The organism is Candidatus Nanopelagicales bacterium (assembly GCA_041393815.1).
Taxonomy (GTDB): domain Bacteria; phylum Actinomycetota; class Actinomycetes; order S36-B12; family JAWKJK01; genus JAWKJK01.
The window spans coordinates 209,739-236,279 of the sequence record JAWKJK010000005.1 but is presented as its reverse complement, the minus strand read 5'-3'; the positions used below and the strand labels follow the sequence as shown (position 1 = coordinate 236,279).

The 26,541-nt window shown below is 70.5% G+C and carries 17 protein-coding genes; 3 read left to right on the top strand and 14 right to left on the bottom strand.

Annotation, left to right across the window (positions count from 1 at the left end):
- Positions 1-94 precede the first annotated feature (94 nt).
- From R2737_15035 to rfbB, 8 genes are all read right to left on the bottom strand, one after another.
- Complete coding sequence (locus R2737_15035; GenBank protein MEZ5117574.1) at positions 95-1,729, bottom strand: fibronectin type III domain-containing protein; 1,635 nt, start codon at positions 1,727-1,729, stop codon at positions 95-97.
- 187 nt (positions 1,730-1,916) lie between these two features.
- The gene (locus tag R2737_15030; protein MEZ5117573.1) at positions 1,917-3,545 is read right to left on the bottom strand and encodes a hypothetical protein; all 1,629 of its coding nucleotides are present in this window, start codon (positions 3,543-3,545) and stop codon (positions 1,917-1,919) included.
- A 168-nt stretch (positions 3,546-3,713) separates the two neighbouring features.
- Positions 3,714-5,633: a fibronectin type III domain-containing protein gene (locus tag R2737_15025; protein ID MEZ5117572.1), complete on the bottom strand. Its 1,920-nt coding sequence runs from the start codon at positions 5,631-5,633 to the stop codon at positions 3,714-3,716.
- A gap of 130 nt (positions 5,634-5,763) precedes the next feature.
- Positions 5,764-7,923 carry a hypothetical protein gene (locus tag R2737_15020; GenBank protein ID MEZ5117571.1) on the bottom strand — a complete coding sequence of 720 codons (2,160 nt, stop codon included), beginning with the start codon at positions 7,921-7,923 and terminating at the stop codon, positions 5,764-5,766.
- Positions 7,924-8,080: 157 nt separating this feature from the next.
- Complete coding sequence (locus tag R2737_15015) at positions 8,081-9,889, bottom strand: Ig-like domain-containing protein (GenBank protein MEZ5117570.1); 1,809 nt, start codon at positions 9,887-9,889, stop codon at positions 8,081-8,083.
- Between the two features lie 241 nt (positions 9,890-10,130).
- Positions 10,131-12,878 carry a hypothetical protein gene (locus R2737_15010; GenBank protein ID MEZ5117569.1) on the bottom strand — a complete coding sequence of 916 codons (2,748 nt, stop codon included), beginning with the start codon at positions 12,876-12,878 and terminating at the stop codon, positions 10,131-10,133.
- Positions 12,879-13,166: 288 nt separating this feature from the next.
- The gene (locus R2737_15005) at positions 13,167-14,990 is read right to left on the bottom strand and encodes a sigma-70 family RNA polymerase sigma factor (GenBank protein MEZ5117568.1); all 1,824 of its coding nucleotides are present in this window, start codon (positions 14,988-14,990) and stop codon (positions 13,167-13,169) included.
- Between the two features lie 166 nt (positions 14,991-15,156).
- The gene (gene rfbB, locus R2737_15000; GenBank protein MEZ5117567.1) at positions 15,157-16,125 is read right to left on the bottom strand and encodes a dTDP-glucose 4,6-dehydratase; all 969 of its coding nucleotides are present in this window, start codon (positions 16,123-16,125) and stop codon (positions 15,157-15,159) included.
- 120 nt (positions 16,126-16,245) lie between these two features.
- Here rfbB and R2737_14995 point away from each other — a divergent pair, with 120 nt between their 5' ends.
- Positions 16,246-17,916 (top strand): hypothetical protein, encoded by a 1,671-nt coding sequence (locus R2737_14995; protein MEZ5117566.1) that lies wholly within the window; start codon positions 16,246-16,248, stop codon positions 17,914-17,916.
- On the opposite strand, the gene R2737_14990 is transcribed toward R2737_14995, so the two are convergent.
- From R2737_14990 to R2737_14970, 5 genes are read right to left on the bottom strand one after another with little or no spacing between them, the layout of a single operon-like run.
- Complete coding sequence (locus R2737_14990) at positions 17,867-19,717, bottom strand: glycosyltransferase (GenBank protein MEZ5117565.1); 1,851 nt, start codon at positions 19,715-19,717, stop codon at positions 17,867-17,869. The two genes, R2737_14995 and R2737_14990, sit on opposite strands and share 50 nt — an antisense overlap.
- On the bottom strand, positions 19,714-21,408 hold the full coding sequence (locus R2737_14985; GenBank protein ID MEZ5117564.1) for a glycosyltransferase family 4 protein: 1,695 nt from the start codon (positions 21,406-21,408) through the stop codon (positions 19,714-19,716). Before R2737_14985 ends, R2737_14990 begins: the two co-directional genes overlap by 4 nt.
- The gene (locus tag R2737_14980; GenBank protein ID MEZ5117563.1) at positions 21,405-22,526 is read right to left on the bottom strand and encodes an NAD-dependent epimerase/dehydratase family protein; all 1,122 of its coding nucleotides are present in this window, start codon (positions 22,524-22,526) and stop codon (positions 21,405-21,407) included. The genes R2737_14985 and R2737_14980 overlap by 4 nt, the downstream gene beginning before the upstream one ends.
- Positions 22,417-23,484: a class I SAM-dependent methyltransferase gene (locus R2737_14975; GenBank protein ID MEZ5117562.1), complete on the bottom strand. Its 1,068-nt coding sequence runs from the start codon at positions 23,482-23,484 to the stop codon at positions 22,417-22,419. Before R2737_14975 ends, R2737_14980 begins: the two co-directional genes overlap by 110 nt.
- A 22-nt stretch (positions 23,485-23,506) precedes the next feature.
- The gene (locus R2737_14970) at positions 23,507-24,547 is read right to left on the bottom strand and encodes a glycosyltransferase family 2 protein (GenBank protein MEZ5117561.1); all 1,041 of its coding nucleotides are present in this window, start codon (positions 24,545-24,547) and stop codon (positions 23,507-23,509) included.
- A 94-nt stretch (positions 24,548-24,641) separates the two neighbouring features.
- Here R2737_14970 and R2737_14965 point away from each other — a divergent pair, with 94 nt between their 5' ends.
- Together R2737_14965 and R2737_14960 are read left to right on the top strand one after the other, a co-directional pair.
- The gene (locus tag R2737_14965) at positions 24,642-25,319 is read left to right on the top strand and encodes a glycosyltransferase family 2 protein (GenBank protein MEZ5117560.1); all 678 of its coding nucleotides are present in this window, start codon (positions 24,642-24,644) and stop codon (positions 25,317-25,319) included.
- Position 25,320: 1 nt separating this feature from the next.
- Positions 25,321-25,689: a DUF2304 domain-containing protein gene (locus R2737_14960; protein MEZ5117559.1), complete on the top strand. Its 369-nt coding sequence runs from the start codon at positions 25,321-25,323 to the stop codon at positions 25,687-25,689.
- Between the two features lie 11 nt (positions 25,690-25,700).
- Here the strand turns inward: R2737_14960 and R2737_14955 are convergent, their stop codons facing one another.
- The gene (locus R2737_14955) at positions 25,701-26,441 is read right to left on the bottom strand and encodes a rhamnan synthesis F family protein (GenBank protein MEZ5117558.1); all 741 of its coding nucleotides are present in this window, start codon (positions 26,439-26,441) and stop codon (positions 25,701-25,703) included.
- Between the last annotated feature and the right edge of the window lie 100 nt (positions 26,442-26,541).

Genomic DNA, 26,541 nt, shown 5'->3' with positions numbered 1-26,541 from the left:
CCCCTCCGGGGCGCGCGAGGGCGGCGCCCCGCTGCCACCGTAGGCAACGAGGCGCCGCCGTGTCGTGCTCAGGTCCGGGTGGATCCGTGGATCGTCACTTGACCTTGAAGGTGACGCCCGCGGCCGGGCCGGCGCCGGCGGAGTTCTTCGCCGCCACCTGCACGGTGTACTTCGCGCCCGACTTCAGGTTGGTGAACTTCACCGTCCGGGTGGACTGGGCCAGGGACTTCCAGGGCCCGTACGAGCCGGTGCCCTTCTTGATCCGGTACTGGTAGCCGGTGGGCTGGCCGCCGACGTACGGGGCGTCCCAGCTCACGGTGGCCTTGCCCTTGTTCTTGGACACGGCCTCGAGCTCGACGACCTTGCCCGGCTTCACGACGGTCTGCTGCGGGGTGACCGCGGCGGACGGCACGGAGAACGAGCCGGTGCCGACCGAGTTGGTCGCGGCGACCCGGAAGGTGACCGGGGTGCCGTTCGGCAGGCCGCCGACGACCAGGGTGGTGCCGGCCGTGGGCGAGCCGGGGGCGTTGGACCAGTCACCGCCGTTGTTCAGCGAGTACTGCACGGTGTACGAGGTGACCGCCGGGCCGCCGTTGGGGGCCGGGGCCTGCCACGACACGGTCGCCTGCCCGTTGCCAGGAGCCGCGCCCACGCCGGTGGGGGCACCGGGGGCCGGCTGGGCGGCGTACGTGACCTTGGCGGTCGCGGTCAGGCCGCCACCGGTGAACGTCAGCGCGTCGGTCGAGATCGACGACGAGGGGTTCTTGTCGGTCAGCGTGTACGCGACCTGGCCGTTGGCGTTGGTGGTCCCGATCACGTTCGAGGCCAACGGGTTCCGGCCGGTCACGGTGACGGAGACCGGGATGCCGTAGGACGGCTGGCCGGCGCCGTTGCGGATCGACACCGTGAACGCGGTGGAGCCGCCGGACGGCGTGCTGGCGACGGCTGGAGCCACCGACATCGAGCCGGAGGGAAGCGTCGACAGGTGCGCGGTGGTCTGGCTCGTGACGGCGTTCCCGGTGCGCAGGGTCGCCGTGATGAGCGCGTTCTGGTTCGCGGTCGAGTTGCGCGCCGTGAAGTAGAGGCTGCCACCCGGGGAGATCAGCAGCGAGGTCTGGCTGGCCCCGTTGAACGTGACGGTCGGCGAGTTCGACGTCACCGTGATCGTCTGGTTCGACCCGAGCTGGGTCGGGTAGCCGGCGGACCCGAGGACCGTGATCGAGAACTGGCTGGGGTTGCCGACCTGCGCGGTGGCGTTGTCCGGCGACAGCTGGACGGAGGCAGCCGCGTTGCCGTTGACCGTGACGTACTCGGTGGTGAGGGCCTGCCCGTACGTGACCGACGACGGGCAGCTGAAGCCGAGCCCGCCACCCTGGACGACGCCGATCTGGTAGGTACCCGCGGCGGGGAACGTTGCCTTCAGCGCCAGCGACGTGGTCGGCGTGTCGGGCAGGACCTGCCCGGTGGTCGCGGAGATGGCACCCGGCGAGCCGCTGCCGCTCACGGTGGCCAGGCAGTACGAGCCGTCCGGCAGTCCGGAGGGACCGAGGCTGGCGTTGCTGAGGTAGTACGTCTGCTGCGAGGAGACGCTGACGGTCGAGGGACCGGTCAGCGTGTAGGAGCCGGTGGCCGCGAACGCGGGGGCCACGGCGAACGGGGCGACGGCGGCCACCAGGGCGCCGGCGCCGACGGCCGCGAGACTCCTGCGGGCGGCCTTCGACGAGAACATGGGGGTGCTCCTTCCCCGCGTCGCCGTCGTGCTCCCCCGATGGGGCACGGTCGCGGCCGCCGCGGCGTCTGGCAGTGCCATTCCCGTTCCTACACCGGCACAATCGCGGAGTCGCGACGAGCACCCGGACAGCCAGGAGGGGGTCCGCCGAACGGCGGACCCCCTCCCTGACCCGGGAGTCAGCAAGTCAACTGACGGTCACCACGCCGGCCTGGTTGCCGTACACGTAGCCCTGGTTGGAGTTGACCCGGACCTGGTACTTGCCGGACAGGTTGCGGGTCTGGATCACGATCTGCTGGCCCACCTGCTGCACCTTGCCCGTGGCCACGGACAGGCCGTTGCGGGTCAGGTAGATCGTCGTCCCCGGCTGCCAGTTGCCCGTGGCCACCGTGAAGTCCAGCTGGCCCGCGCCCGGGTCGGGCTGGCCGACGATCTGGAAGGGGATGATGTTCAGCGAGAAAGTCTGCGACGTTGCCTGCACCGGGCCGCACGAGCCGCCGCAGATGCGGACCGCGTAGTTGCCGGCCTGCGCCGGGATCCACTGGCCGCCGCCGAGCGAGGTGTTGTCGAACCGGATGAACCCGTTCGCCTGCACCGTCGACGAAGCCTTCGCGGATCCGTTGAGCGTCAGGTACGCCGTCGTGCCCGCCGCGACGCCGGTCGACTGGGCCGAGACCCCGAAGAGGCCGCCGGACGAGATCGACGAACCGTTCGAGGGCGACGTGACGGTCACCGAGGCCGCCGGCGGCGGCGCGGAGTAGGCCACCGTGGCCGTCGCGGACGCCCCCTGCGCAGTGAAGGTGAGCGTGTCCTTCGTTGCTGTGCTCGATGCCGGGGCCGTGTCCACCTGCCGCCACAGGACCTGCCCGTTGACGTTGGTCGAACCGGCGCTGGTGGTCGCGAATGTGTTGCGTCCAGTGGACGCGACGGTGACAGGCACGTTGGGCACCGGAGTGCCGGAGAGGTTCGTGAAGGTGACCGTGAACGTGGTGCTGCCGCCGAAGTCCGCCGAGGCGACAGTAGGAACCACCACGAGCGTCCCCTGGGGCGCGGTGCCGAAGTTGGCCTGGGCGCTCGCAACCGGGGTGCCCGAGCCGGCGTTGAACAGCGACGCTGTCAGCACGGCGGACACGTTGGCCGTCGCGGCCTGGACGGTGAAGGTCTCCGGCGTTGCGGTGGTGAACGTGAGCATCAGCTGCTGCGTCCCGTTGAACGTCACCGCCGCGTTGCTCGAGGTGACCGTGGCCACTTGGCCGGGACCGAGGTTGACGGGTACGCCACCGACGCCGGTGTAGGTCAGCGTGAAGGCCGCAGGCGCGCCGGGTGCGGCGGACTGGGCGACCGGCGTGATGGAGATTCCGGTGGCCGCGTTGCCCACGGTGATGTTGGTGTGGGCGAGGATCGTGGCGTTGGCGTCACCGTACGGCGTGGTCGTGGGGCAGTTGCCCGGCAGCGCCGAGTACGAGAACGCCGTGACCGCGACCTGACCAGAGCCGGCGGTGAACGTGGCGGTCACGTCCGCGGAGTTGCCCTGACCGGGCAGCTGCTGGGTGGGCGTGGCCGTGGTGGCCGCGCCCTGGCCGGGGTCGGCGGCGACGCAGTACATCCCGGCCGGGATCCCGGTGCCGGGGGCGATGCTGGCGTTGGCGATGGTGAACTTCGTGGGCGTTCCGACGGTGGTGGTCGCCGGACCGGTGAGGGTGTAGCCGCCGGGCAGGGCCGCTTGTGCCGGTGCCGCGAGCAGCAGCCCAGCGCCGAGCGCGACGGCGGCCGTCGCGGCGCCGATGCGCCCGGGTCGGCCGAGGGACAGGGACATGCGTACTCCTCCTGGGAGTGGGTGGGGTTCGGTCTCCGCCACCCACGAACCTACGTCGGCCCGGGGCGCGCGCCGGATCACTTACCCGATCCGAACACGGCAATCCGAGCACGACGACGGAGGGGGCCCGCCGTGGTGGCGGACCCCCTCCGGGGTGGTACGGCGGTGCTACGTGGCGATCACCCGCGACACCGAGTCGACTGGACCGGGGCCGGCCTTGTTGAGGCCCTTGACCTGCCAGGTGTACTGCTTGCCCGGGGTCAGGTTGTTGAACTTCACGCTCAGGGACTTGGTGCTCCTCCAGGACGTGTAGTTCCCGTTGCCCTTCTTCCAGCGGTACTTGTACGTGGTCACCGGGCTACCGCTGCTCGGGGGCTTCCAACTGACCGTGGCCTTGCCGCGGTTGTTGGAGACCGCCTTGAGGCTGCGGACCTGACCCGGCTCGGTGATGGGGTTCTGCGGGGTCACCGGGACGCTGGGCGCCGAGAACGACCCCATCCCGGCCGAGTTGGTCGCAGCGACCCGGAACGTGACCGGGACACCGTTATCGAGACCGTTGACGACCAGCGACGTCCCGGCGGTGGTGCCGCTGTTCGACCAGGTGCCTCCGCCGTTGGTGGACTGCTGGACCGTGTACGACGACACCGGCGCGGTGCCGGCGGGGATCGTCGGCGGGTTCCAGCTCACGGTCGCGGACTCGTTGCCCGCGGCCGCGGTGACCCCGGTGGGGGCCGGCGGCGGCGGTGCTGCGACGTACGTGATCGTCGCCGAGGCGGCGAGTCCGTTGGCGGTGAACGTCAGCACGTCCTGGTTGGACGGGTTGGTCGCCGCCGCGGTGTCCTTCTGCACCCACACGACCTGGCCGTTGGCGTTGGTCGCGCCCGCGCTGGTCTTGGCCAGCGGGTTACGGCCGGTCACGCTGACGGTCACCGGGACGTTGGCCAGCGGCTGGTTGGCGCCGTTGACCAGGGACACCGTCAGTGAGGTGGAGCCGCCGAAGTTGGCCGACGCAGACGCTGGCGCGACGGTGAGCTTGCCGCCGATGTAGGTGATCGTCGCCGCCGCGGTGAGGCCGGCCGCACTGAACGTCACGTAGTCCTGCGTGGCCGTGCTGGTCGCAGCGGCGGTGTCCTTCTGGACCCAGTAGACCTGGCCGTTGGCGTTCGTCGAGCCGGCGCTGGTCGCACCGAAGGTGTTACGACCTGTCGACGACACGGTCACCGGGATCCCGCTGACCGGGTAGCCGCCGGAGTTGATGTACGTCACCGTCAGGCCGGTGGAGCCTCCGGTCGGCGTGGTCGCGGTCGCCGGGGAGACGGTGAGGGCGCCAGAGGCGATCGTCGACAGCGACACCGTGTCCTTGGGCTGCGGTGTGCCGGCACCGTTCAGGGTCGCGGTGATGCTGGCGCTCTGGGCGACGGAGTTCTGCACCGTGAACGTGTTCGGGTACCCCGGCGAGATGGTCAGCGTGGTCACGGAGCCGTTGAAGAGCACGGTGGAACGGTTGGCCACCACGGTGATGGACTGGCCGGGACCCAGCGGAACGGGTAGTCCCGTGCTGTCACTGACCGTCCACGTGATGGACACGGGGACGTTGACGCTGCTCTGGTTGAACGCAGGCGTCAGGCTGATCTGGGTGGCGCCGCCCGACGTGACGTAGAAGTACTTGCTGGTGAGGATGTTGGCCCCCAGCGGAGGATCACCAGGACATGGTCCCGCGCTATTCACGGGGAAGACGTCGACCTCAGTGTCGCCGCTGCCCGAGAAGGTGACGTTTGGGAACTGCAGCTGCGTTTGGAACGGGTCGGTGACCTGGGCCGCGTTCACCGTGAGGTCGGGCGTTCCGTACGAGGAAGCCAGGCAGTAGTAGCCGGGGGCCGCCGGCCACAGACCGCCGGCCGAGGCGCCCTGGTCCTGGGCATACACCGACATGGTCACGGGAGAGCCCGCGACGATGGTGCTCGGGCCGTTCAAGCTGTACGTCGTGGTCGCCGAGGCCGAGGTGGCCAGCAGCGGGAGCGTGGCGGCCGCGAGGGCGGTCGCCGCGGCGGCGGCGAGTCCGCGCCGCCACCAACGGGTCGAGGTCATGCAGGGCTCCTTTCGAGGGCACCGATACTCGGAACGTAGCCCCCGGAGGCCCGTGATGGCGGACCGAACGAGTGACGAATCGGACACGGTGGGCCGCGCCGGCGTCCGCCGCGGCCCACCGCCCTTCTCCCTACCGGATGACCACCACGCCGGACCGGTTCCCGTACACGTAGCCCTGGTTGGAGTTCACCCGCACCTGGTACTGGCCGGGCCGGTTGCCCGCAGCGACCGAGACCTGCTGACCGGTACGAACGACCACGACGGACGCGGTGGCGAAACCGTTGCGGGTGAGGTAGATCCGCGTTCCGGGGTACCAGTTGCCGGTCGCCACGGTGAAGACGAGTCGGTTCCCGGCCACGGCCGGCTGGCCCACGATCTGGAACGGGATGATCGTGAGCGAGAACGTGCTGCTGGTGGAGATGGTGGGACCGCAGGCCCCGCCGCAGATCCGCACGCCGTAACTGCCCGCCTCGGCCGGGATCCACTGCCCGCCGCCGAGGGTCGTGTTGTCGAAGCGGATGAAGCCGTTGGCTTGGACGGTGCTGCGGGACTTGGCGAGGCCGTTGAGGGTCAGGTACGCGGTCGTGCCGCTGGCCACGCCGGTCGCCTGCGCGGACACCCCGAACAGGCCGCCGCTGGAGATGGCCGATCCGTTCGACGGCGACGTCACCACCACGGAGGCGGGGGCCGAGTACGTGATCACGGCCTGACCGCTCTTGCCGCCGGCAGAGAAGGTCACCGTGTCCGTCGTGGCCGTGCTCGACGCCGGAGCAGTGTCCTTCTGCACCCAGGTGACCTGCCCGGCGGCGTTCGTCGTCCCGGCGCTCTGCGCCGCGTACGTGTTGCGGCCGGTCGAGGCGACCGTGACGGGCATGCCGGCGACCACCTGGTTGGCCGTCGTGCGCACGGTGGCGGTGAGGGTCGTGCTGCCACCGATCGCGGTCGCAGCCGTCGCCGGTGTGACTGTGACGGATCCGACCGTGACGTAGGTGACGACCGCGCTCGCGTTCCCGCCCACGCAAGTGAACGTCACAGTGTCCTGGCTCAGCGGGCTGGAGGTGTTCAGGTCACGTAGCGACCAGGTAATCACCCCGTCCTTGTCGGTGGTGCCGACCAGGGTCGAGGCCCGCGGGTTGCGGCCCGCAACAGTCACGTAGACCGCGGCTTTCGACAAGGCCGATCCATTGGGCTGCTTCACCGTCACGGTGAACGCGGTCGTCCCGGCGACCGGCGTCGTGATGCTCGTCGGGCTCACGGTCACGGACGCCGCCGCGGCGTAGGTCACGACGGCGACCTGGCTGGAGCCGCTCGCGGCGAAGGTGACCGTGTCGGTGGTCAGCGGGCTGGTGGTGTTGGTGTCCGTCAGGGTCCAGGTGAGCGATCCGGCCTGGTTGGTGACACCTATCGGGGCGGACACGCGCGGGTTGCGCCCCACGACCGCCGCCGAGACCGTCACCCCGGGCAGCAGGGTGCTGCCGGCACCCGTGACGGTCACCGAGAAGGTCGTCGTCCCGCCGACGGCCGTGGTGGCACTCGTCGGCGTCACCGCCAGGGACACGACGGAGGTCGTCACCAGGGTGACCTGGTCACTGGGGTCGGGCGGCCCGGCGGCCGAATCGACGCTGCCGCTGATGGCGGCGCTCTGAGCGACCGAGTTCTGCGCGGTGAAGGACCCGGGTGAGCCCGGCCCGAGGATCAGGCTGGTCAGCGAGGTCCCGTTGAACGTCAACGTCGCGCGGTCGGAGATGACGTACAGGGCCTCACCGGCCACGAGGTACGTCGGCTGACCGCTCTCGTCCGTGACGGCCCACGTGATGGTGGTCGCCTGGTCGACGGGGACCGTCTGCGTCCCGGGCGACATGGTCAGCGCGGTCGGGGCCCCTGAGACGTGGAGGGAGGTGGAGGCGACTGCACCACCGGGCGTGGTCAAGGAGCAGGGACCTGCAGACTCATACGCCGAGAACGCCACGGTCGCCCCGTCCCAGGGCGGTGTCGCCGCGGTGACGATCACCGAGAAGACCAGCTGGGAGTCACCCGGGTCAGCGGTCTGCGGGTCAGCCGCCGAGGTCAGTCCCTGCGCGGCGTCGACGGAGACGCAGTAGCTCGTCTGCGCCTCCAGCGCGTCGATGGTGAGGACGAAGGTGCCCGCCTGCCCCTCGCGCATCTGCGTGGGGCCCTGCAGGCCGTAGGTCGGCACGGCAGCGGCGGGCGTGGCGACAAGCGGGGCGGCCGCACCTGCCAGGACGAGCGTCACGATCGCGGCCAGCCATCGGCGCGTGCGCACGGTCACCACTGCTCCTTCCGGTTCGAGGTCGTCGACGCTTCGAACGTAGCCCCGGGCCGGGATCCCCTCCGGAGGCGAAGGTCCGTGCTGCGCAAAGACGAGGGGCGGCCCTCCGGAAGTGGAGAGCCGCCCCTCGCCTGCGCTCGGGACTACTTGTTCGGGGCTACGGGATCGTCACGACCCCGGCCTGGTTGCCGTACACGTAGCCCTGGTTGGAGTTGACCCGGACCTGGTACTTACCCGAAAGGTTCCGGGTCTGGATGACGATCTGCTGGCCCACCTGCTGCACGCGGCCGGTCGCGGCCGAAATCCCGTTGCGGGTCAGGTAGATCGTCGTCCCCGGCTGCCAGTTGCCCGTGGCCACCGTGAAGTCCAGCTGCCCGGCACCCGGCTCGGGCTGGCCGACGATCTGGAACGGGATGATGTTCAGCGAGAACGTCTGGCTGGTCGCCTGGACCGGGCCGCACGTCCCGCCGCAGATCCGGACCGCGTAGTTGCCGGCCTGCGCCGGGATCCACTGGCCGCCGCCGAGCGAGGTGTTGTCGAAGCGGATGAACCCGTTCGCCTGCACCGTCGACGAGGCCTTGGCCGATCCGTTCAGCGTCAGGTACGCCGTCGTGCCCGCAGCGACTCCGGTGGACTGCGCCGACACCCCGAACAGGCCGCCGGACGAGATCGACGACCCGTTGGACGGCGAGGTCACCGTCACCGTGGCAGCGGGCGGCGGTGTCGAGTAGTTGATCGTCGCGGTCGCGCTGAGCCCGTTCGCAGTGAACGTCACCACGTCCTGGTTGGCCGGGTTCGAGGCGGGGGCGTTGTCCTTCTGGGTCCAGACGACCTGGCCGTTGGCATTGGTGGAGCCGGCGCTGGTGGAACCGAAGACATTGCGGCCGGTAGAGGACACGGTCACCGGCTGGTTGGGAATGGGAACGTTCGCAGCGTTCACCAGCGTCACCGTCAACTGCGTCGACCCACCGAAGTTGGCCGAGGCGGTCGCAGGTGCCACCGTCAAGGACCCGCCCACGTACGTGATCGTGGCCTGCGTCGTCCACCCGTTGGCCGAGAAGGTCACCTGGTCCACCAAGTTCGGGCTACCCGCGGGCGCGTTGTCCTTCTGGACCCAGACGACCTGACCGGCCGCGTTCGTCGTGCCTGCAATCGTCGAGCCGAAGGTGTTGCGGCCCGACGAGAAGACGGTGACGGGGACCCCCGACAACGGAAGACCGATGCCGTTGACCAGCGACACCGTCAACGTGGTGGACCCTCCAATGGGCGTCGTGGCCGCCTTCGGTGTCACCGCGATGGAGCCGGTCGCGATGGTGCTGAGCTGGGCCGTCTCCGACGCGCCACCGGTCAGCGAACCCAGTAGGACCGCCGTCTGGGCGACCGAGTTCCGCGCCGAGAAGTAGAACGTGGGCGAGGCCCCTGTCAGCGTGACCGACGACGAGGTGATGCCGTTGTGGGTGAAAGACACCCCCGAGTAGCCGGGAGCGCTCACGAAGATCGACTGTCCCGGCCCGAGGGTCGTCGGATTGCCGTTTCCGTCGACCGGAGTGACGGAGTACGACGCGGACTGGTTGACCGCGGCGGATTGCCACGACGGGGTGAAGTTGAAGTCCGCCGCGCTACTCCCGGCCACGCCGATCTGGACGGGTGATCCGAGCATGGACCCACCACCGCAGGCGCCGCCAAGGAGGCCCTCATAGGCCTGCACCGAGTAGGACCCGGCTGCGGGGAACGTCAACGTTGTCTGCGTCCCGATCGGGGTGCTACCAGAGCTGGAGACGGTCGCTGGGCCGGTTGCCACGAGGCAGTAGAGACCACCGGGAGGCAACGACGGGTTGGAGAGCAGGAAGTTCTCGGGCTGTCCCACCACGGCGGGGAACGGCCCCTCGTAGCTGAGCGTGTACTCACCGGCCGCCGTCGCGGGTGCGGCGAGGGCACCGGTCGCGACGAGCGCGAGCGCCCCCATGCCAGCGACCAGTGCAGCCCGTCGAGAACGTCGCAAGATCATGCAGAGACCTCCGAGCGGACCCCGGGATTCGGGGATGGGTTGTGGGTCGATCCTTTGCTCCCTACCCAAGCACGTGGGGCGGGCGTCCGTCCGAAGAGTGCACACGTTCGCGGGATATGCAGAGCGGGGCCCCTCCCGAAGGAGGGGCCCCGCCCTGTGCTAGCTACCGGCCTTGGCCGGAGTGCTCACAATCAGATCGTCACTTGATGACGACCTGGCCGTTCGCGTCGCCGTACACGTAGCCCTGGTTCGAGTTGACCCGAACCTGGTAGGTGCCCGGCTTGGCGACCAGCTTCACGGCCACCGGCTGACCCGGGGCGCCCACCTTGACCGCAGCGACGGAGATGCCGTTGCGGGTCAGGTTGATGGTGGTGCCACGAGACCAGTTGCCGGTCGCGATCTGGAAGTTGTCGGTGTCGCCACTGACGTTCTCCTGGAATCGCGTGATGCTGAACAGGCGGATGTCCAGCGACACCTCGTTCGAGTACATGTACGAACCCGCCTCGCCGTAGCGGACCGCGTAGTTGCCCGGCTGGGCCGGGATCTTCTCGAACCGGATGTTGCCGTTGGCCTGGACCGTGGTCTTGGCCTTGGCCCGGCCGTCCAGCGTCAGGAACACCTCAGTGCCCTCGGCGAGCGAGCTCGTCGCCGACACACCGAAGTAGCCACCGGACGAGATCGCCGAACCCTGAGCCGGCGAGACGATCTGAACGGCGCCGCCGCTCGTCCACGCCAACTTCGACTCACCGCTCGGTGACGAGGCCGCGAAGCCGCTGCCTGCCGGCACGTTCGCCGCATCGCCAGCCTGGGCACCAAACAGCTCGAAGGTTGCGGTGGAAGTCCCCTCCTCGCTGGGCAGAGTGCTGACCTCGACCATGCCGATCCCGTCAGTGGAGGTGACGAAACCAGTCAGCAGTGAGTTGCCCGAGTACAGGAACCGTCCAACGCCCGTGATCGAACCGTTGACGAAGGCTCCGGCGACACCGTTGCCGAAACCGTCCTTGGCGGTGACGGTCACCTTCTGCGCGCCGCCGACCTTCGCAGAACCCGTGGCCGGGTCAACGGCGAGGTCGCGGGCGAAGTCCGGGTCCGTCACGACGGTCCACGACCCACTTGCGGTTCCGGACCCGGCAGCCGCGTTCACGGTCGCCGTGCCGGTCTTGGTGGAGTACGCGGTCGCCGTGGCGACACCGGCCGCGTTCGCGAGCGCACCGCCGGTCTTCGCCCCGGAGGTCACAGCCATCCCGTTGGAGCTGGCGAACCCGACACCCTCCGACCCGCTGAAGCTGACGAAGGCGTTCGGCACCACGATGCCGTTGACAGAAACCTGGACGCCGACGGGAGTCCAAGTGTTGGCCACCGGGCCAGAGACCGCGGTGGGGTTCTCGACCTTGCCGTTACCCGGCACGACCGTCTTGACCGTGGCCGTGGTGGTCGTCACACCTGAGACGACGGTCAGCGTGGGCGTGACTCCGTAGCGGACGGTGAAGGAGTCCGTGTCAAAGGCACCACCGGTGGCGTACGCGATGACGTCAAACGTGTCCTGCGTGGCCGTTGCGCTCGTGGCGGTCGTGGACATGCTTCCAGAGCCGCTCGGGAGCGAGATCGAGGCAATTGGCACAGCCGGGCCGCCGGTCGTGCGGAACAGCGTGGCGAAGGCGCCGCCAGTGAAGAGGTTGCCGTACTGGTCAAAGACCTGGACATCAACCGGAACGTTTCCGCCCGCGGCAGCGAACACCACTGAGGTGTCCGGCGGGTTGATGACCATGTCAGCCGGTGCCGGAGCCTGGTAGATCACTCCAAGCGAGAAGTTGGTCGGCGTCGGCCCGTAGCTGAAGAGCACGTCGAAGGCGCGACCACTCGTTGCGCCCTGGACGGTAACTTCGAAGCTCGCTGTTCCGGTGGCACCCAGAGTCACGGTCGACGGGCCAGTCACGGTCAAGCCTGCGTCCGCCGGGTAGCTCACAAACGCGGTCCCACCATTGGGGGTGCCGGTCGCGGTGACGTTGAACTTGGTCACGGTCGGGTTGGCGAAGTAGTCACACCCAACATTCACCACCGCGCAGTTGCCGGCAGCGAGAACAATGTCAGAGGAGTTGGTGAGGTCCGCCGCCAGGTTCACAACCCGCGGAACGGTGTTGTACACGGCCTGCACAGTCGGCACAGTGTTGTTGGACGGCGTAAACGTGAAGACCGCATTCGCCGGGCTAGCGCCGCCCTGCGCAACACGAACGGTCATAGTAGTGACGCCCGCCTCAAGCGGGTCCCCGCTGGTCATCGGAACGACGAGAGGCGTGAGCTGGTTGACCGTAGCCGATCCGCCGTTGACCGTCCACGAGACGGACACGGTGTCGAAGCCGTTGGGCAGCGTCGGCGTCCCAGCAGGGTCCTTGTAGGACAGCGTCACGGGGAAGGTGGTGTTGTCCGGCACGGAGGCGCTGGACGGGACAACGCTGAAGGACGCAATCTGCCCGCCCGCCTTGATCGACACGTAGGCCACGATCGGGTCAGTGGGGTCACACCCGGTGAGGCCGATCGGCGGGATCGCGTCTCGGCAGACGCCCAGGGTGTAGTCGCCGACCGCGGAGAAGGTCAGCGCGGGGCCGATGTCGGCCGACATCGCGTCATTGGCCGGCTGAACCCGGTTGCCCACGGGCTGACCAAGGCCGAGGCCGTTGACCGTTGCACCGGCCGTGGTGCTCGACACGTACACGAGGCCGTACGACGCGGGGGTAGTGGCGGTGGACAGCGCCTCGGTGGAGGTGATGGACACGGGGGTGGTGCTGGTCGGCAGCGCAGCGCGTACGGCACTCGGGCCACTGGCCGTGTACACCGCAGCAGCGGAGGCGGGGCCTGCTGCCAGCGGCACCAGGATCCCGGCCCCGAGCGCAACCGCCGACCCCAGGGCGATCAGCCGCTTGCGGCTGCTCGTCTGAGTCTTCGACATGCGTCGAGATTCCCTTCTCGAGAAGTGGGGGAAGGCTTCCCCCGGGTTCCATCTCCTTGTGAGGTGGAACCGGCGGATCCGTGCACGGACCCAGAGCCGCATAGCGTGCGCGACTCTGTCTCTAGAGACGACGCCACCCTAGCCGGGTCGCGCTGGTATTTCGGGAAACTTGTGGTGTGTCTGTGACAGATGTGTCGAGTGAGATTGTCACGACGCGTGGGGGGTGACGCACTCCACGTAATCTATGACCACACTGAGGGGGCGTCCCGCCTGTTGCGAACGGTCCGCTCACCCCGCGCTCGGGACCAAGGGCCCGCCCGTCGAAGGGTCGTTAGTCGCTCCAGAGCCTACTGCCGCGCTCGTTCCGCTCGGGGCGGACGCTGGTTGCACGTCGGAGGCGTCGGACGACGGCGGACTGGCAGAGGCCGCGGAAGCGGACCCCGACGGGGAGGGAACGGCAGACGAACTGGAAGACGGAGGCGTGGTCGGACGCGCAGACGCGGTGGCCGGACCAGCCTGAACGCCGGACACCGCAAGACGACCGGACACAATGCGGTCAAAACGAGGCGAAAGGACCACTACCAAGCGCACACTACTCGGCTTCTCGGCAAGTCCTGGCCCGTCAGCAGGTCCGAGCACTCTGCCCGCACCGGACAAGCCCAAGGTGATGTCCACGAGGAGGCTCCCCGCATCATCGACGACAGTCTTGCGCACGGACATCGTGACAGGGTCAAAACGCAGTCTTGCACCCTGCACGGGGAGAGTCGGCACCGCCACTATCTGAAGGAATGGAGTGCTGGCATCGATGGCTACGTCGACTCTCAGGGAACCCAGGCGGGTGTTGGCGATGAAGGCCAGGTCGCTGGAGACCGCGGGTCGACCGTCGCCAGCGGACTGGCTGTCAACGACAACCGCGCCGGCATCCTGGGAGGTCAGGTCCCCCACCACCGCAAAGCCCCTGGGTACGGCACCCGAGTCGACGGGAGTTGGGCTCGTGGACGACGGCCGCTCGGACTGCGTGGGTGAGGTCGACGTCGACGGGCTGGACCCCTCCTCCTCCGGCGACGAAGACGGCCGGCCGGGGTCGCTCGTCGAGCTGGGCTGAGGAGTCCCGGCGGCGGGCGCGGCCACCGAGGATCCGGCTGCCGGCTCTCTCGTCCCCACCGGCTCGCCGCCGTCCACGGCAGCCGCGGACGGCCCATCGCCTACCGGGGCCGGCTGGCCCTCCGGGCTCACGGACGAGGTCACCGAGGGTGCCGGGGTGCCAGGAACGGGCACGGGAGCGGGCACGGTCGACGGCGGAGAAGCCTCCAGTAGCCCGCCACCCACCTCGGCTGGCGGAACCGCGACGACCGTGGACGGCGCCTCGTCCGTCGACCGGAGCATCGCCATTACCGCAAGTGCCGGCAGCGCGAGCAGGAGGAGGAGCACACCGAGACGCTGTGCTCCGCGTGCCGCGCGCTGGCCGGCTATCCCCCATACCTCGGGTCCGGAGAGCTCCAGCAGGTCGACGCTTGGGTCCACCGCGGTGCCGACCAGGAGGCGGCGCAGGGTCCTCCTGGCCCGGAAGAGGACGTGCTTGACCGCCGACTCGTCGATGCCGAGTTCGGCGGCGATCTCGGGGACCGGCTTCTCCTCGACCTCCCAGGCGATCAGCGCACGCCGCTGGGTCGGGGCGAGTCGCGCCAGCGCGGAGCGGACGATGACCGCGTCCTCCGCCGCCAGGATCGGATCCTCGAGATCCCCGTCGTCGGCGGGGATGTCCACGACCAGTTCGTCCAGCGGCGTCGACGCCGGGGTCCGGCCGTTGCGCCGGATCCGGTCGAAGCACAGGTTCGTCACCGTGCGGCGGGCGTACGCGACCGCCTGGGCCTCGGTCTCGAGCTCCGGCATGGACATCACGAGCCGGAGGAAGGCCTCCTGGACGACCTCGTCCACGTCGAAGGGGTTGTTCAGGTAGCGGTGCGCCAGGACCGCCAGGGAGTGACGGTGCGATACGTACAGAGACGCGATGTCGCGGGGGTCGGTGCCGAGACGATGGTCCATGGGGCGGTCGCCGGGCGCAGCCGAATCGAACGGCGTGGGCTGCGCCCCGCCGCCGGTCTGGTCCACACCGCTCATCGTCAGTCCTGCTCGGTCAGGCCCGCTGCCCGCGCGCCGCTCACACGTTGAGACGCTGCTGCGGCCCCCCAGTCGCGGTTCCGCGGCAGATGTCCTCACGAGTGTCTCATCCGGGACGCCCGGTGACCGACCTCGAGGACCTCGGCTCCGACCCGACCTACAGGAGTGGGCGCCACCACACCTCGTGGCCGCGGTACCACGCAACCGTCTCGGCCAGCCCCGCCTCGAACGACTTCCGGGGCTCATAGCCCAGCCCGCGGATGCGCCCGTCGTCGACGGAGTACCGCCGGTCATGTCCCTTGCGATCGGCGACGTACTCCACGGAGGTCGACCAGTCCGCGCCCATGGCGGCGAGGATGGCCTCGGTCAGCTGCCGGTTGGTCAGTTCCTCCCCGCCGCCGATGTTGTACGCGTGTCCCGCCTCGCCCTTCTCGACGACGATCTGGATCCCCCGGCAGTGGTCGTCGACGTGCAGCCAGTCCCGCACGTTGAGGCCGTCCCCGTAGAGAGGAACGGGCTTGCCGTCGATGAGGTTCGTCACGAAGAGCGGGATGACCTTCTCCGGGAACTGGTGCGGCCCGTAGTTGTTCGAGCAGCGGGTCGACGATGCGTTCAGGCCGTACGTCACGTGGTAGGCGCGGACCAGCAGTTCCGCCGCGGCCTTCGCGGCCGAGTACGGGGAGTTCGGGAGCAACGGGGCGTCCTCGGTCCACGACCCGACCTCGATCGACCCGTACACCTCGTCGGTCCCGATGTGGACGGTGCGGGGAATGCCGTGGCGCAGGCAGGCGTCCAGCAGGGTCTGGGTCCCGACCACATTGGTCACCACGAAGTCCTGCGGGCCGTGGATTGACCGGTCCACATGGGTCTCGGCCGCAAAGTTGACGACCACGTCATGTCCGGGGAGCACCTCGTCCAGGAGCGGACCGTCGCAGATGTCCCCGCGGACGAAGGTGTACCGGGGATCGTCGGCCACCGCGGCGAGGTTTGCCGGGTTACCCGCGTAGGTGAGCTTGTCGTACACGGTGACCGAAGTGACGGCGCCCGAGGCGAGGCGACCGGCCAGCAGCTCACGGACGTAGTGGGACCCGATGAACCCGGCCGCGCCGGTGACGAAGTAGCGCACGGTCGAGAACTGTACGGGGGCCGGGCGCCGTCCCCGTCCGACCGTCCGACTGCGCAGCGCCAGTAGCCTCTGACCAGCGTCCCGGCCCATCCGTCGGGGTGACCGGTAAAGGGAGTGTCCGTGGCGGAGGATCCGGCAATCCGTCGGTGGGTGCTCCCGCTCCTGGCGGACGCCCGTGACCTCACCAGTCACAGCGACGAGCTGCACCGGCTCCGTCCCCGTCTCCCCGAGGCCCTCGCGGACGAGCTTGACCGTCGACGAGCGGGGCTGGCGCGAATGCTCGATGTCTGGCCCGGCTGCCGGGTTCTCGACCTCAGCGGTGACCTCGGCGCGACTGCCCGCAGCCTCGCCGAGCGTGGCGGGCAGGTCACCGCGGTCCGATCCTCGGAAGCGGAGGGGGCGGCCGTCAGCGCCCGCTGCACGGGCCTCGACGTGACTGTGGCCAGGTCGCTCCCGGAACTGCAAGCCGACCTCATCGTGGCGCGAGTCGGCGACGGCGACGAGCCCCCCGGAGTAGCCGAGTGGGCGCTGGGCACGGGCTCAGCCGCGGTCGCGGTGTTCGGCGGGGGCTCCCCCGGCTCAGGATCGGCCGTACGCCTGTCGACAGCTCTGGCGTCCTCCGGCCGCCGGGTGTCGGTCCTGAGTGTCTGGCCGGACCCGATCCTCGCTCAGGCCGTCGGCGATCAGACGGCCCTCACCCCGCCGGGGCTGGCCCGGCTGCTGCGTCGCGCGGGGCTGCCCCCGCTCACGGCTCCGGGCGGCTGGCTCATCGTCGCCGAGCGTGACCCGAGCAACACAGTCTGGCCGCCGGCGCGTCGCGGGGCGGCGGTCACCCTGCGGCGGGCCTCCAGCCTGGCGACGGTGACCGAGGTCGCCGACGGCCCCCTGCCCTGGCGGACCTCGTGGCTGGTCCCCGACGGGGTCCACACGGCCCCCTCGCTCGGCGTCGAGGTCCGGCTCCCGGGACCCGAGCCAGATCTGGACTGGTCTGTGGGAGACCGGTTGATCCAACCCGGGAGCGGCCCGGGGGCCGACGAATCGAAGGCCAGAGCCCTGGGCGTGTGGCGCACCCACGCCACATCCGTCGAGGCCGACGAGGCAGGGGACTTGAGCCCACTGCGGCTGTACGAGACGGAGGGTCGACTCGTCGCCGCCGACCAGGAGGTCGTCGTGGAGGGAGGCCGTGACGCCGCCATGGCCCGGGCCTGCGTGGAGATGGCGCTTGCCGGCTTCGATGGCGACAGCGCCCTCGGGGCCGAGGCCGCCGAGTTCCTCGCCGCGGCGGTCGGCCTCACCGGCGAGTGGCTCGGTCCGGCCGTGGACCGGTGGGCCGAGGTGATCGCGTTCCTCGAGACCGGCGAGGGGGAGGGGTCCCGATTCGAGTTGGCCGTCACCGCCTCCCGCCTCCTCGCCGAGGCCCGGCTGGTCGGCCCGTCGGAGGACGGGCAGCCCCGGGGCGTCGGGGTGGAGCGCCTACTGGACCAGGCGGCGCGGTCACTGCTGGCTGCCGAGGACCGGGCGGTCATGGCCGGGTCCGAGGCGGAGGCAACCGCCTTCGAACGGGAGGTGCTGCTGGCGGCTGCGCGTCACGACCGACTCGCCAACCAGCAGCTCGCGGAACTGCTGGCCGCCGAAAACGCAACGCGGCTCGCCGTGGAGGAGCAACTCCGTGCGTCGCGTGAACGCGCCGCCGACTTGGCGCGGATGCTGGAGGAGGTCTTCGCCTCCCGCAGCTGGCGCGTCACGGCACCGCTGCGCCGCGGACGGTCCTGGGGGAGGGAGCGGTCGTAGCCTCCGACCGCTGGTACAGGTAGGGGTCTCTTCGCATCACCCAGGGACTGCGTTCCTCCAGCACCGTGAGGACCGTCTCCGGGTCGTCGACATACGGAGCCCAGGGGCTTGCGACCACCACCCGCTCCCACAGCACCCGGCCCAGTCGCACATGGCGTGAGCCATGGTCGACGGCACGGCACCACAGATCGTGGTCCTCGAGGCCATCGACCCACGGGTCCACCGCGAAGCCGCCCAAGCGATGGAGCACCTCACGTCGCCACAGCCCGGGACCGTCGAGGTAGGCGTGTCGCGCGAGCCGGTGCGGGAGGGGGTCCAGGGTCGCCGAGATGCCGTCGGGCTCGACGACGGCGCCGTACGCGACGTCGGCTCCCGGCTCCGCCAGCGCGCCGACCAGCTGCCGCAGTGCGTCGGGTACCGGGAGGAGCGACCCGTCCTGCACCTGGACGCAGGTCACCGACTCGGGCAGGCGACGGATCCAGGCGTTCCGGGTCCAGCCGGCCCCTCGGTCGTCGTCCGCGGCCCCCATGACCAAGAACCCCGGGATGAGCGTGCCGGCGACAAACGCATCGACCACCGAGCGCGGGACCTCCGACCCGGTGTTGGCCACGAGGACCACGGCCACGCTGCGGTGCCCTCGAAAGGGTCGGAGGACGCGGTCGGGCGCTGGGTCGCCGCTGCAGCGCGCGCGCCGGGCGGCCGCCGCCCCCACCCGGTCGAGGACTTCCAAAGACCCGGGTACCCGAACGTGGGGCGCGGTGAACTTGCTGCCGGGGAGCCACGAGGCGGGGGTCCACACTGGCGGCTGCGAGGAGGGAGCCCCATCGGTCGGCGGCTGGGGACGGTCGGCGATCCCCCTCCGCGAGCGCCGACCCCCGCGGCGTGACCGACGTCGCGTCAGGTCGTCCGCCGCCTGGGCCAGGCGTGCGCCGGCCTTCCGGACGTCGAGGCCGCGGACGAGGTCGTACGCCGCCGAACGCACCGCCAACGCTGCGTCAGGGTCCTCCACGAGGCCGCGAACGGCGGCCGCCATTTCCTGTCCCGAAGCGACCAGCAGATGCTCACCCGGGCGCGCTGGGGCGAGGTCCGTGCTGGGCTCGGTGACCACGACCGCGCCGTTGCACATCGCCTCGAGCGCACGCACCCACTCGAAGGACTCCGTCCCGGCCCGATGCGCATTCAGGAGGACCCGGGACGACGCGAGCAGCGACCACTTGGCCTCGGCACCGACAGCCTCGCCGCCCGGTTCGACGACGACCTCGTCCGCGGCCATGACCACGCGCTGCTCCAGGTCGGCCAGGTCGAGCAGGATCGGGCCGAGCCGGGCATCCCTGGCCCGGTCGTGGGTAGCAAGCACCACGACGTCGACCGGGCGGTCTGTGTTCTGCCCGCCCCACCGGTCCCACACCGGGCTCCAGCCCAGTTGGAAGGGCTCGACCCGCAGTCCGCGGGATCGCAGCTCGTCGCGGGACTGCTCGTTGATGTCGAAGACGGCGCCGAACAGTCCAGCCCCGCGCGCGGCTCGCTCGAAGGTGTCCGAGCCGGGGTGCTCGACGTTCAGGGCGATGGACGTCCGGAGACGGTCCGGGGCCACCCCGGAGCCTCCGAGCGCGAGGAACTCGTGCGGGATCACGACGGGAACGACGGGCTCGCCGGCGTCATCCACCGATGGCGGCAGGGCGCCGGTGACAAGCCGGGCCCGTCCTCCCGCGCGCTGGACCGCATCGACCACGACCGCGCCGAGTTCCCGCATGAAGAAGCTCGATCCCGGCGGGTGCACGAACACCACCTCGGCGGTCATGCGCCCGGCCTCCCCGACGACCCGAGCAGGTCACCCGGCAAAACGTCCGGGTCCGTCGCGAGGCCGGGGAGCAGCCGGGCGAACGCGGTGACGTAGCCCGCGGAGTCGTAGCACTCGTGGACCCGCTGGCTGGCCGACCGCCCGGCAGCGTCCCGTTCCTCGGCGGGAAGTGAGAGGACTCGATCGAGCGCTTCCATGAGGGAACCGAGGCTGTCGGCTTCGAACAGCCAGCCGTCCCGGCCGTCGCGGACCAACTCGGGGACACCGAAGACCCCGGTCGACAGGACCGGCAGACCGTGGCCCATCGCCTCGAGCATCGTCCGCGGCATCGACTCCACGTCGGACACGCTGATGAACACGTCCGCAGCGGCATACCAGGGATCAAGGTCCGGCGTGAGGGGCACGAGCCGGATCCGATCTGCCAGGTCCCGCTCCGACACTCGCCGCTCCAAGGCACGCGAGTAGGCGTCATCCGTCCGGCCGACGAGGACCAGGACGGCGTTCGGATGGTCTGCCGCCACCTGCGCGAATGCCTCCACCAGCAGGGCCTGGCCCTTGCGCTGCTCGAATGTGCCCACCGAGACCAGCACGTCCGCGGCGACAGGCAGGCCGAGCGTGGCGCGCAGCCGCGGGGCGCGCCGCGTCGCGGTCCCTGGGTCCGGGAAGGACGAGGTGTCGACCCCGTACGGGATCACGACCCCCCTCCCCCGCCGGGTGTGCCCGGCGAACAGCTCGCGCGTGGCATGAGCCTCGAAGACCACGGCTGCCGCGGACCGGAGCGCCACCGGCCAGCGGGAGCGCAGCGCAGCGGGACCTCCGCTGGGCGGTGCGACGATCGCCGAGTAGTGGCCGAGGTCGAAGCTCTCGTGCACCGCCCAGACCGCGGGAAGCCCGGCCACCCGGGCCGCCTCGGCGGCGGGCATCGCACCGAGGGTGTTGACGAGGACGGACCCGGCACCGGACCGCCGCATGCGCCAGGCCAGGTGGCGTACGAAGGCCACGTACCGGTCGACGTCATTCACCGGGTACGGGCCGACCTCGGCGACCTCGCACCCCCACCTGGTCAGGTCGTCGGCAAGCAGGCCGTCCTCGGGCGCTGCCACGGTGGCCGTCATGCCGTGGCCATGGACGAGCCCGCGTAGCAGTTCGTGCAGGTAGAGCTGGCCGCCGCCCAGCCCGAGGTGGTGCGTCGCGACGAACACGCGGCTCGGGTCGCCCCGGCGCCATCGGGCGGGCCCCCGCAGCGCGTCCGCCGCGGCGCGGCGCTGCCCCGAGGGGGCCATCGGCGAGGCGGCCAGCACGAAGCTTCGGGGCTCAGTCCGCCATTCCGCGCCGTCGGCCGACCGTGCGACCACCTCCAGCGCGCCGCGCTCGTGGGCCGGACGGTCCTCGCGCACCGGAACCCAGGCGCTGAAGCCAGTGAAGAACCCGGTCGATCCTTCGAGGGCGGCCACGTCGGGGCGGGGCACGTAGGGCCGGGCGGAGACTGTCCGTCCACGGCCGTCCGGCCAGGTCACGGAAACCCGAACCGACTCCACCGGGCCCAGGGGGAACCGGACCCACCCGGTGACCTGCACCCCGGGCGCCCGTACCGCCCCGCCGGGGCTGGGCGTGTCCACGACGCCGACAGCGTCCCCGGTCCACTCCACCGGGGAGGGGACGAGAACCTCGGGGGCCGGCGCGGTCGTCATGGAAGGGACCCCTCGGCGGCCAGGACCGCCCACGTGTCCGCGAGGCCCCGGTCGAGCGGTCGCGGGTCCCAGCCCACGACCCGCTCAGCCAAGCGCGCGTCCAAGACGTTGTACGGCAGGTCGATGGGGCGGTCGGGATGTCGCTCGACCGGCACCGGCCGACCGGTCACCGACTCGACCAGTTCCCGGAGCTGGTTCAGCGTGGTCCCCACCCCGGTGCCGAGGTTGAGCGAGGCCGGCGCCACTTCCTGGGAGATCAGCCGCTCAACGGCGGCGGCGACGTCGTCGACGTGGACGTAGTCGCGAGTCAGATTCCCGTCGCCGTAGAAGGGGACTGGGCGGCCGGAGCGCGCCGCGGCCAGGAACGCGGCCACCGCGCCCTGCCCCCGGTCGGTGCGCTGCCCGGGCCCGTAGGCGTTGGCCACCCGCACGGTCGTGACGGACGTGCCCACGCGCGCGGCGTGCTCGGCAAGGTAGAGCTCGGCCGCCAGCTTCGAGATCCCGTAGGTCGACATCGGCTCACGGCACGCCGACTCCGCGACCGAGAACTCCCCGTGATCGCCGTAGACGGTGCCGCCGGAGGACAGGAACAGCAGGCGGGCGCCCGGCTCCCGATCGATCGCCTCCAGCGTGGCGAACAAGGGGGGCAAGGACGAGTAGAGGTCGAGCCAGGGCCGGGTCACCGTCTCGGCCGGGTACAGCGAGCCCACGGCATAGACCACGGCTCCCACCCTCCCGACGAGTGAGCGGAGCCTCTCAGCGGTCTCGGGGGCCCCGAGATCGGCGAGCTCGAGCGCGGCCCCCGACGGAGCTCCTCCGGGCGGATGCGAGCGCGTGACGACGATGACCCGATGCCCCGCCTCAACCAGCGCAGCCGACATGCGGGAGCCCAGGAAGCCCGAGCCGAGCACGAGCACGCCGTCCCTCACTGCGCTCGCCCTCCCCCACACCGTTCCCGGCCGGGCGGGAGAGCCCGCCGCAGCCCGTCCGTTCGACGCGCGTTCGCCATCACTCCGGCAGCGGACGCATGACGACCAGATCCTGGAAGTTGCCGATGCATGCGGGCACGATGTCGACGATCTCGAAGAATCGCGACCAGTCCCGCCGCACCTGCTCATGGGTCTGGAACGTGTTGCGGTAGTAGTCCGGCTCATCGAGGACGTCGTCGAACAGCGGGTTCCAGCCGTCGGCGAAGCCGTCCCGCTGCACTCGGTCCCAGAGCTCGCGGTCACCGGTCATCGCGGTCACCGCCGGCCCGTGGATGGTTATCAGCAGAAGTCCGTCGGCCGTGGCCACGCGCCTCAGCTCTCGCAGCCACTCGGTCTGCACGTCCTGCTTCAGGTGGGTGAAGATCGAGATCCCGATGACCACGTCGTAGGCGCTGCTCGGCAGCGCGGTCGGGGGGTGGAGCGGGATGGTCTGGTAGCGGGCGAACGGAAGGTGGTCGGCGCACCAACCCACGTTGTCGCCGTCCACGTCCACGCCGGTCACCTCGACGCCCTCCACCTGGCCGAGGTAGCGCAGCAAGCGGCCGGAGCCACAACCCCAGTCGAGGACCTGCCGGCGGCCCTGGAACCCCGATCCCGTGACCTGGCGGAGAACGTCGTCCAGCTTGCGATAGGTCGAGTAGCCGCTGAGGGCGAAGCCGGCCGAACGGTCGTCACCGTGGACGCGGAGCATCCTTGACGCATCGGGCAGGGGCCACTTCTCGTCGGAGCTGACCGGTACGTACATCGCCTGCTCAGCGCGCAGCGGCTCGCCGGTCTCGGCGTCCACGAGCTCGATCTTGATCGTGCGCGATCCGTCACGTTCGTCGTCAGTCAGCGGGGTCCGGCACCACAGGCCCGCGTGCGAGGCATCCGCCACCAGAGAGAACACCGGGACCAGGTCGGGTCGGGCGAGCGCCGTCGCCTCATGCTCGAACGCCCGACCATTGACCCGAAGGCTCACCGGTCGGCCGTCGGCGGGAACCGCCCAAGCGCCGACAGTGAGCTCCCCGTGGTCGGAGACCTCCGCCAGATCAAGGCACCAGGTCGCGGGAGCGATCACCCCCGACAGGTCGTACGCATGCGACACGGGTGAACCGTAGCCGAGCATGTCACTCACCTGAGTCGGCGGCACCGAGCAGCCGACGGGCCAGCCGCCCCTGGGCCCGCAGGACCGCGTTCAGGGCCTGCGGCACGCGCTGGCCCGTCTCGGGCGACGGCCGGATCTCGTCGTCCAGCCGGACCAGCAGCGCCGCGTCGTGCCGTCGCCGCCGAAGCAGGTTGTGCCGCCGCCGCTCCGCGATCAGTCCGCGGTTGCGCCAGATCCACGCCCAGCCCGCCCGCTTGCTCGCGAACCAGCCGTCGCGGACCGCCACGAAGGTCATCGCGGCCTCGAGGAGGACCAGGCCGGGCGCGAGTGCAGCCAGCGTGGGCCGCTCGTAGATCGTGAGCAGGTTGACCAGCCGGTTCCGCTCGATCAGATAGAACTTGTCGGCGTTCCGCGCGAACTCGTACCGGTGGTAGGCCACCGCGGTCGGTTCGTAACGCACCCTCAGGCCGGCCAGCCAGCACCGCATGGACAGCTCGGCGTCCTCGAGGTAGGCGAACAGGGCCTCGTCGAACCCACCGAGGAGGTCCCAGGTCTCCTTCCGAAGCGCCAGGAAGGCCCCCGAGGCACCGGCGGAGTCACGGCCCTGCGAGTGGCTCTCGCGAGGATCGCCGTAGCCGCCGGCCCAGGACACCATGCTCCAGTGGATCGGGTTGCCCGCGGCGTTGACCCGGTCGGGCTCCTGCTCCAGCAGCAGCAGGCCGGTGACGAGGCCGACGGTCGGGTCCGCGATGACCTCGACGAGCCGACGGATCGCGTCCGGCTCGACCTGGGCGTCGGAGTTGAGGAGGACCAGGTGGTCCGATGAGGCGGAGGCACCGAGGTTGCACCCCCCGGCGAACCCGGTGTTGCGGCCAGGCTCGATCCAGCGGGTCCCCGGGAGCGATCTCAGCTCCGCCAGTTCCGGGTTGGTGCACCCGTTGTCGACCACCACGAGGTCGACGGAGACGTCCCGCGACGCGAGGACGCTGAGCAGGCACTCCCGCAGTCCCGCCTCGGGGCCGTAGGCCAGCACGACCACGGTGACGTCAGGGACCAGATCCACCGGCCCCCGCCTCTCGCCCGTCGCCACGCCTTCGCCTCGCGCCCGTAGCATGGTACGGACACGGCGACACCACCCGCGGGCCCGAGGGGGATTCATGCTCGACCAGTCGGTCGTGGTGGTGGTCCCCGTGTTCAACGAGGAGACCGTCGTCGGCTCCGTGGTGACGGCCCTGCGTGAGCGGTTCGCCCGCGTGGTGTGCGTCGACGACGGGTCCAGCGACGCCTCGGGTGACAACGCACGGGCGGCGGGCGGGAGCGTCGTCCGCCACCCGCTGAACCTGGGGCAGGGCGCGGCCCTTCGCACCGGCATGGAGTTTGCGCTCACCGATCCGCGTACGGCCGTGATCGTCACCTTCGACGCCGACGGCCAGCACGACCCCGACGACGCGGTCCGCCTGGTGGAGCGCCTGGGCAACGGCGACGTGGATATTGTCCTCGGATCCCGGTTCCTGGACGACCGCACCACGATGAGCCGGGCGCGCAGGCTGGTCCTGAGGGCTGCGGCCTTGCAGAGCCGGCTGGTGACGGGGGTCCGCTTGACGGATGCGCACAACGGGCTCCGTGCGATGACGGCGTCGACCGCCCGCACGCTGGACTTCCGGATGTCCGGCATGGCCCACGCCTCGGAGATCGTCACCATCATCGGCCGTGAGCATCTGCGCTACACGGAGGTGCCCGTCGTCGTCCGCTACACGGACTACTCGCGCAGCAAGGGCCAGCCCCTGGTCAACTCCATCAACATCGCCTTCGACCTGATGCTGCGCAGGAACTGACGTGGGGATCCGGCTTCTTCTGCTGGCCGGCGCGGGTGCGCTGGCGTTCGTACTCCTCCGTGGCCGTGGTCCCCGCTCCAGCGCCTTCGCGCGGGTCATGCTCTTCCTGCTGCTCGTCGGCTTCGTGGTGGCGGTCATCAGCCCCGAGCTGTTGACGGCGGCGGCTAACGCCGTGGGGGTCGGCCGTGGCACGGACCTGCTCGTGTACGCCCTCACCGTGGCGGTGCTGTACCTGGCGATCACGACGTACTTGAAGCTCCGGGATGTCCGGGATCAGGTGACCGTGCTGGCGCGGCGGATCGCGCTCGATGAGGCGGCCCGCGCGGGGGAGGGCCCGAACGGGCAGACGGCGGACGGCTCCGAGTCCTAGCAGGCGAACCACTACGGAACGGGGTGGCCGAGGCGGTGCAGATCGTGCTCGATCATCTCGACCACCGGATGTCCGATCCCGACCTGGTCCCGCCATCCCGTCATGTCCACGTCGTCGTAGTTCACGGTGAAGAGGGACTTCTTCAGGAACGGGAAGCCGTGTTCCACCAGGTCGCGCCAGTGCAGCGTGAGGGGGTTGACCGGCCGGGGTGGCGCGGGCACGACCACACCAGCGCGCAGCCCGGGCCCGGTCAGGTCCCGTTGCCAGCGAAGCTCGTGGCCCAGGATCGTGCCCCACTTGGCCCGTGACGGCCTGACCCTTGCCCAGTAGTCGCCGAACTGACTCGACCCGATCGCGGCAGGTCCGAACGCCAGCGCGTAGCTCTGCGCATGCGGCAGCAGCTCCCGAGAGCCGGTGAAGCCGACCACGTCCGTGGTCCCGTCGAACACCCGGTCAAGGAACCGGCCGAAGGGTCGCACCGGGCCGTAGACGCTGGTGTTGAGCAGCAAGAGGCGGCGCAGCCGAGGGAGATCCGCCCAGGCGTCAAGCCCCCGCGACCAGCTGAGGAAGTCGAAGCCGATGTTGTCCCGGGACCCAGCTGCGATGACCCCTTCGCCCAGGAGGCCGGACAGTTCCCCCGGCCGGCAGTCCGCCGTGGTGACCACGATCACGTCGAAACCGCACGAGCTCACGGCGTGGATCAGTCCCCGGTCAGCTGCCGACACCACGCCCTGCGAGTCCCAGTGCGCCACGACCGCGAGGCTGTCTCGGTGACCGCTCCGCGAGCCGGGCGCCCAGTGCACCCGGTCCTCGATCTCGCGACGGTGGCGGGGCCGGAAGGCAGCGCTGGCC

Coding starts and splice junctions, on each gene's coding strand:
- R2737_15035 (MEZ5117574.1), bottom strand. CDS start 1,729: ATGTTCTCGTCGAAGGCCGCCCGCAGGAGTCTCGCGGCCGTCGGCGCC.
- R2737_15030 (MEZ5117573.1), bottom strand. CDS start 3,545: ATGTCCCTGTCCCTCGGCCGACCCGGGCGCATCGGCGCCGCGACGGCC.
- R2737_15025 (MEZ5117572.1), bottom strand. CDS start 5,633: ATGACCTCGACCCGTTGGTGGCGGCGCGGACTCGCCGCCGCCGCGGCG.
- R2737_15015 (MEZ5117570.1), bottom strand. CDS start 9,889: ATGGGGGCGCTCGCGCTCGTCGCGACCGGTGCCCTCGCCGCACCCGCG.
- R2737_15010 (MEZ5117569.1), bottom strand. CDS start 12,878: ATGTCGAAGACTCAGACGAGCAGCCGCAAGCGGCTGATCGCCCTGGGG.
- R2737_14990 (MEZ5117565.1), bottom strand. CDS start 19,717: ATGACCGCCGAGGTGGTGTTCGTGCACCCGCCGGGATCGAGCTTCTTC.
- R2737_14985 (MEZ5117564.1), bottom strand. CDS start 21,408: ATGACGACCGCGCCGGCCCCCGAGGTTCTCGTCCCCTCCCCGGTGGAG.
- R2737_14980 (MEZ5117563.1), bottom strand. CDS start 22,526: ATGAGCAGGTGCGGCGGGACTGGTCGCGATTCTTCGAGATCGTCGACA.
- R2737_14965 (MEZ5117560.1), top strand. CDS start 24,642: ATGCTCGACCAGTCGGTCGTGGTGGTGGTCCCCGTGTTCAACGAGGAG.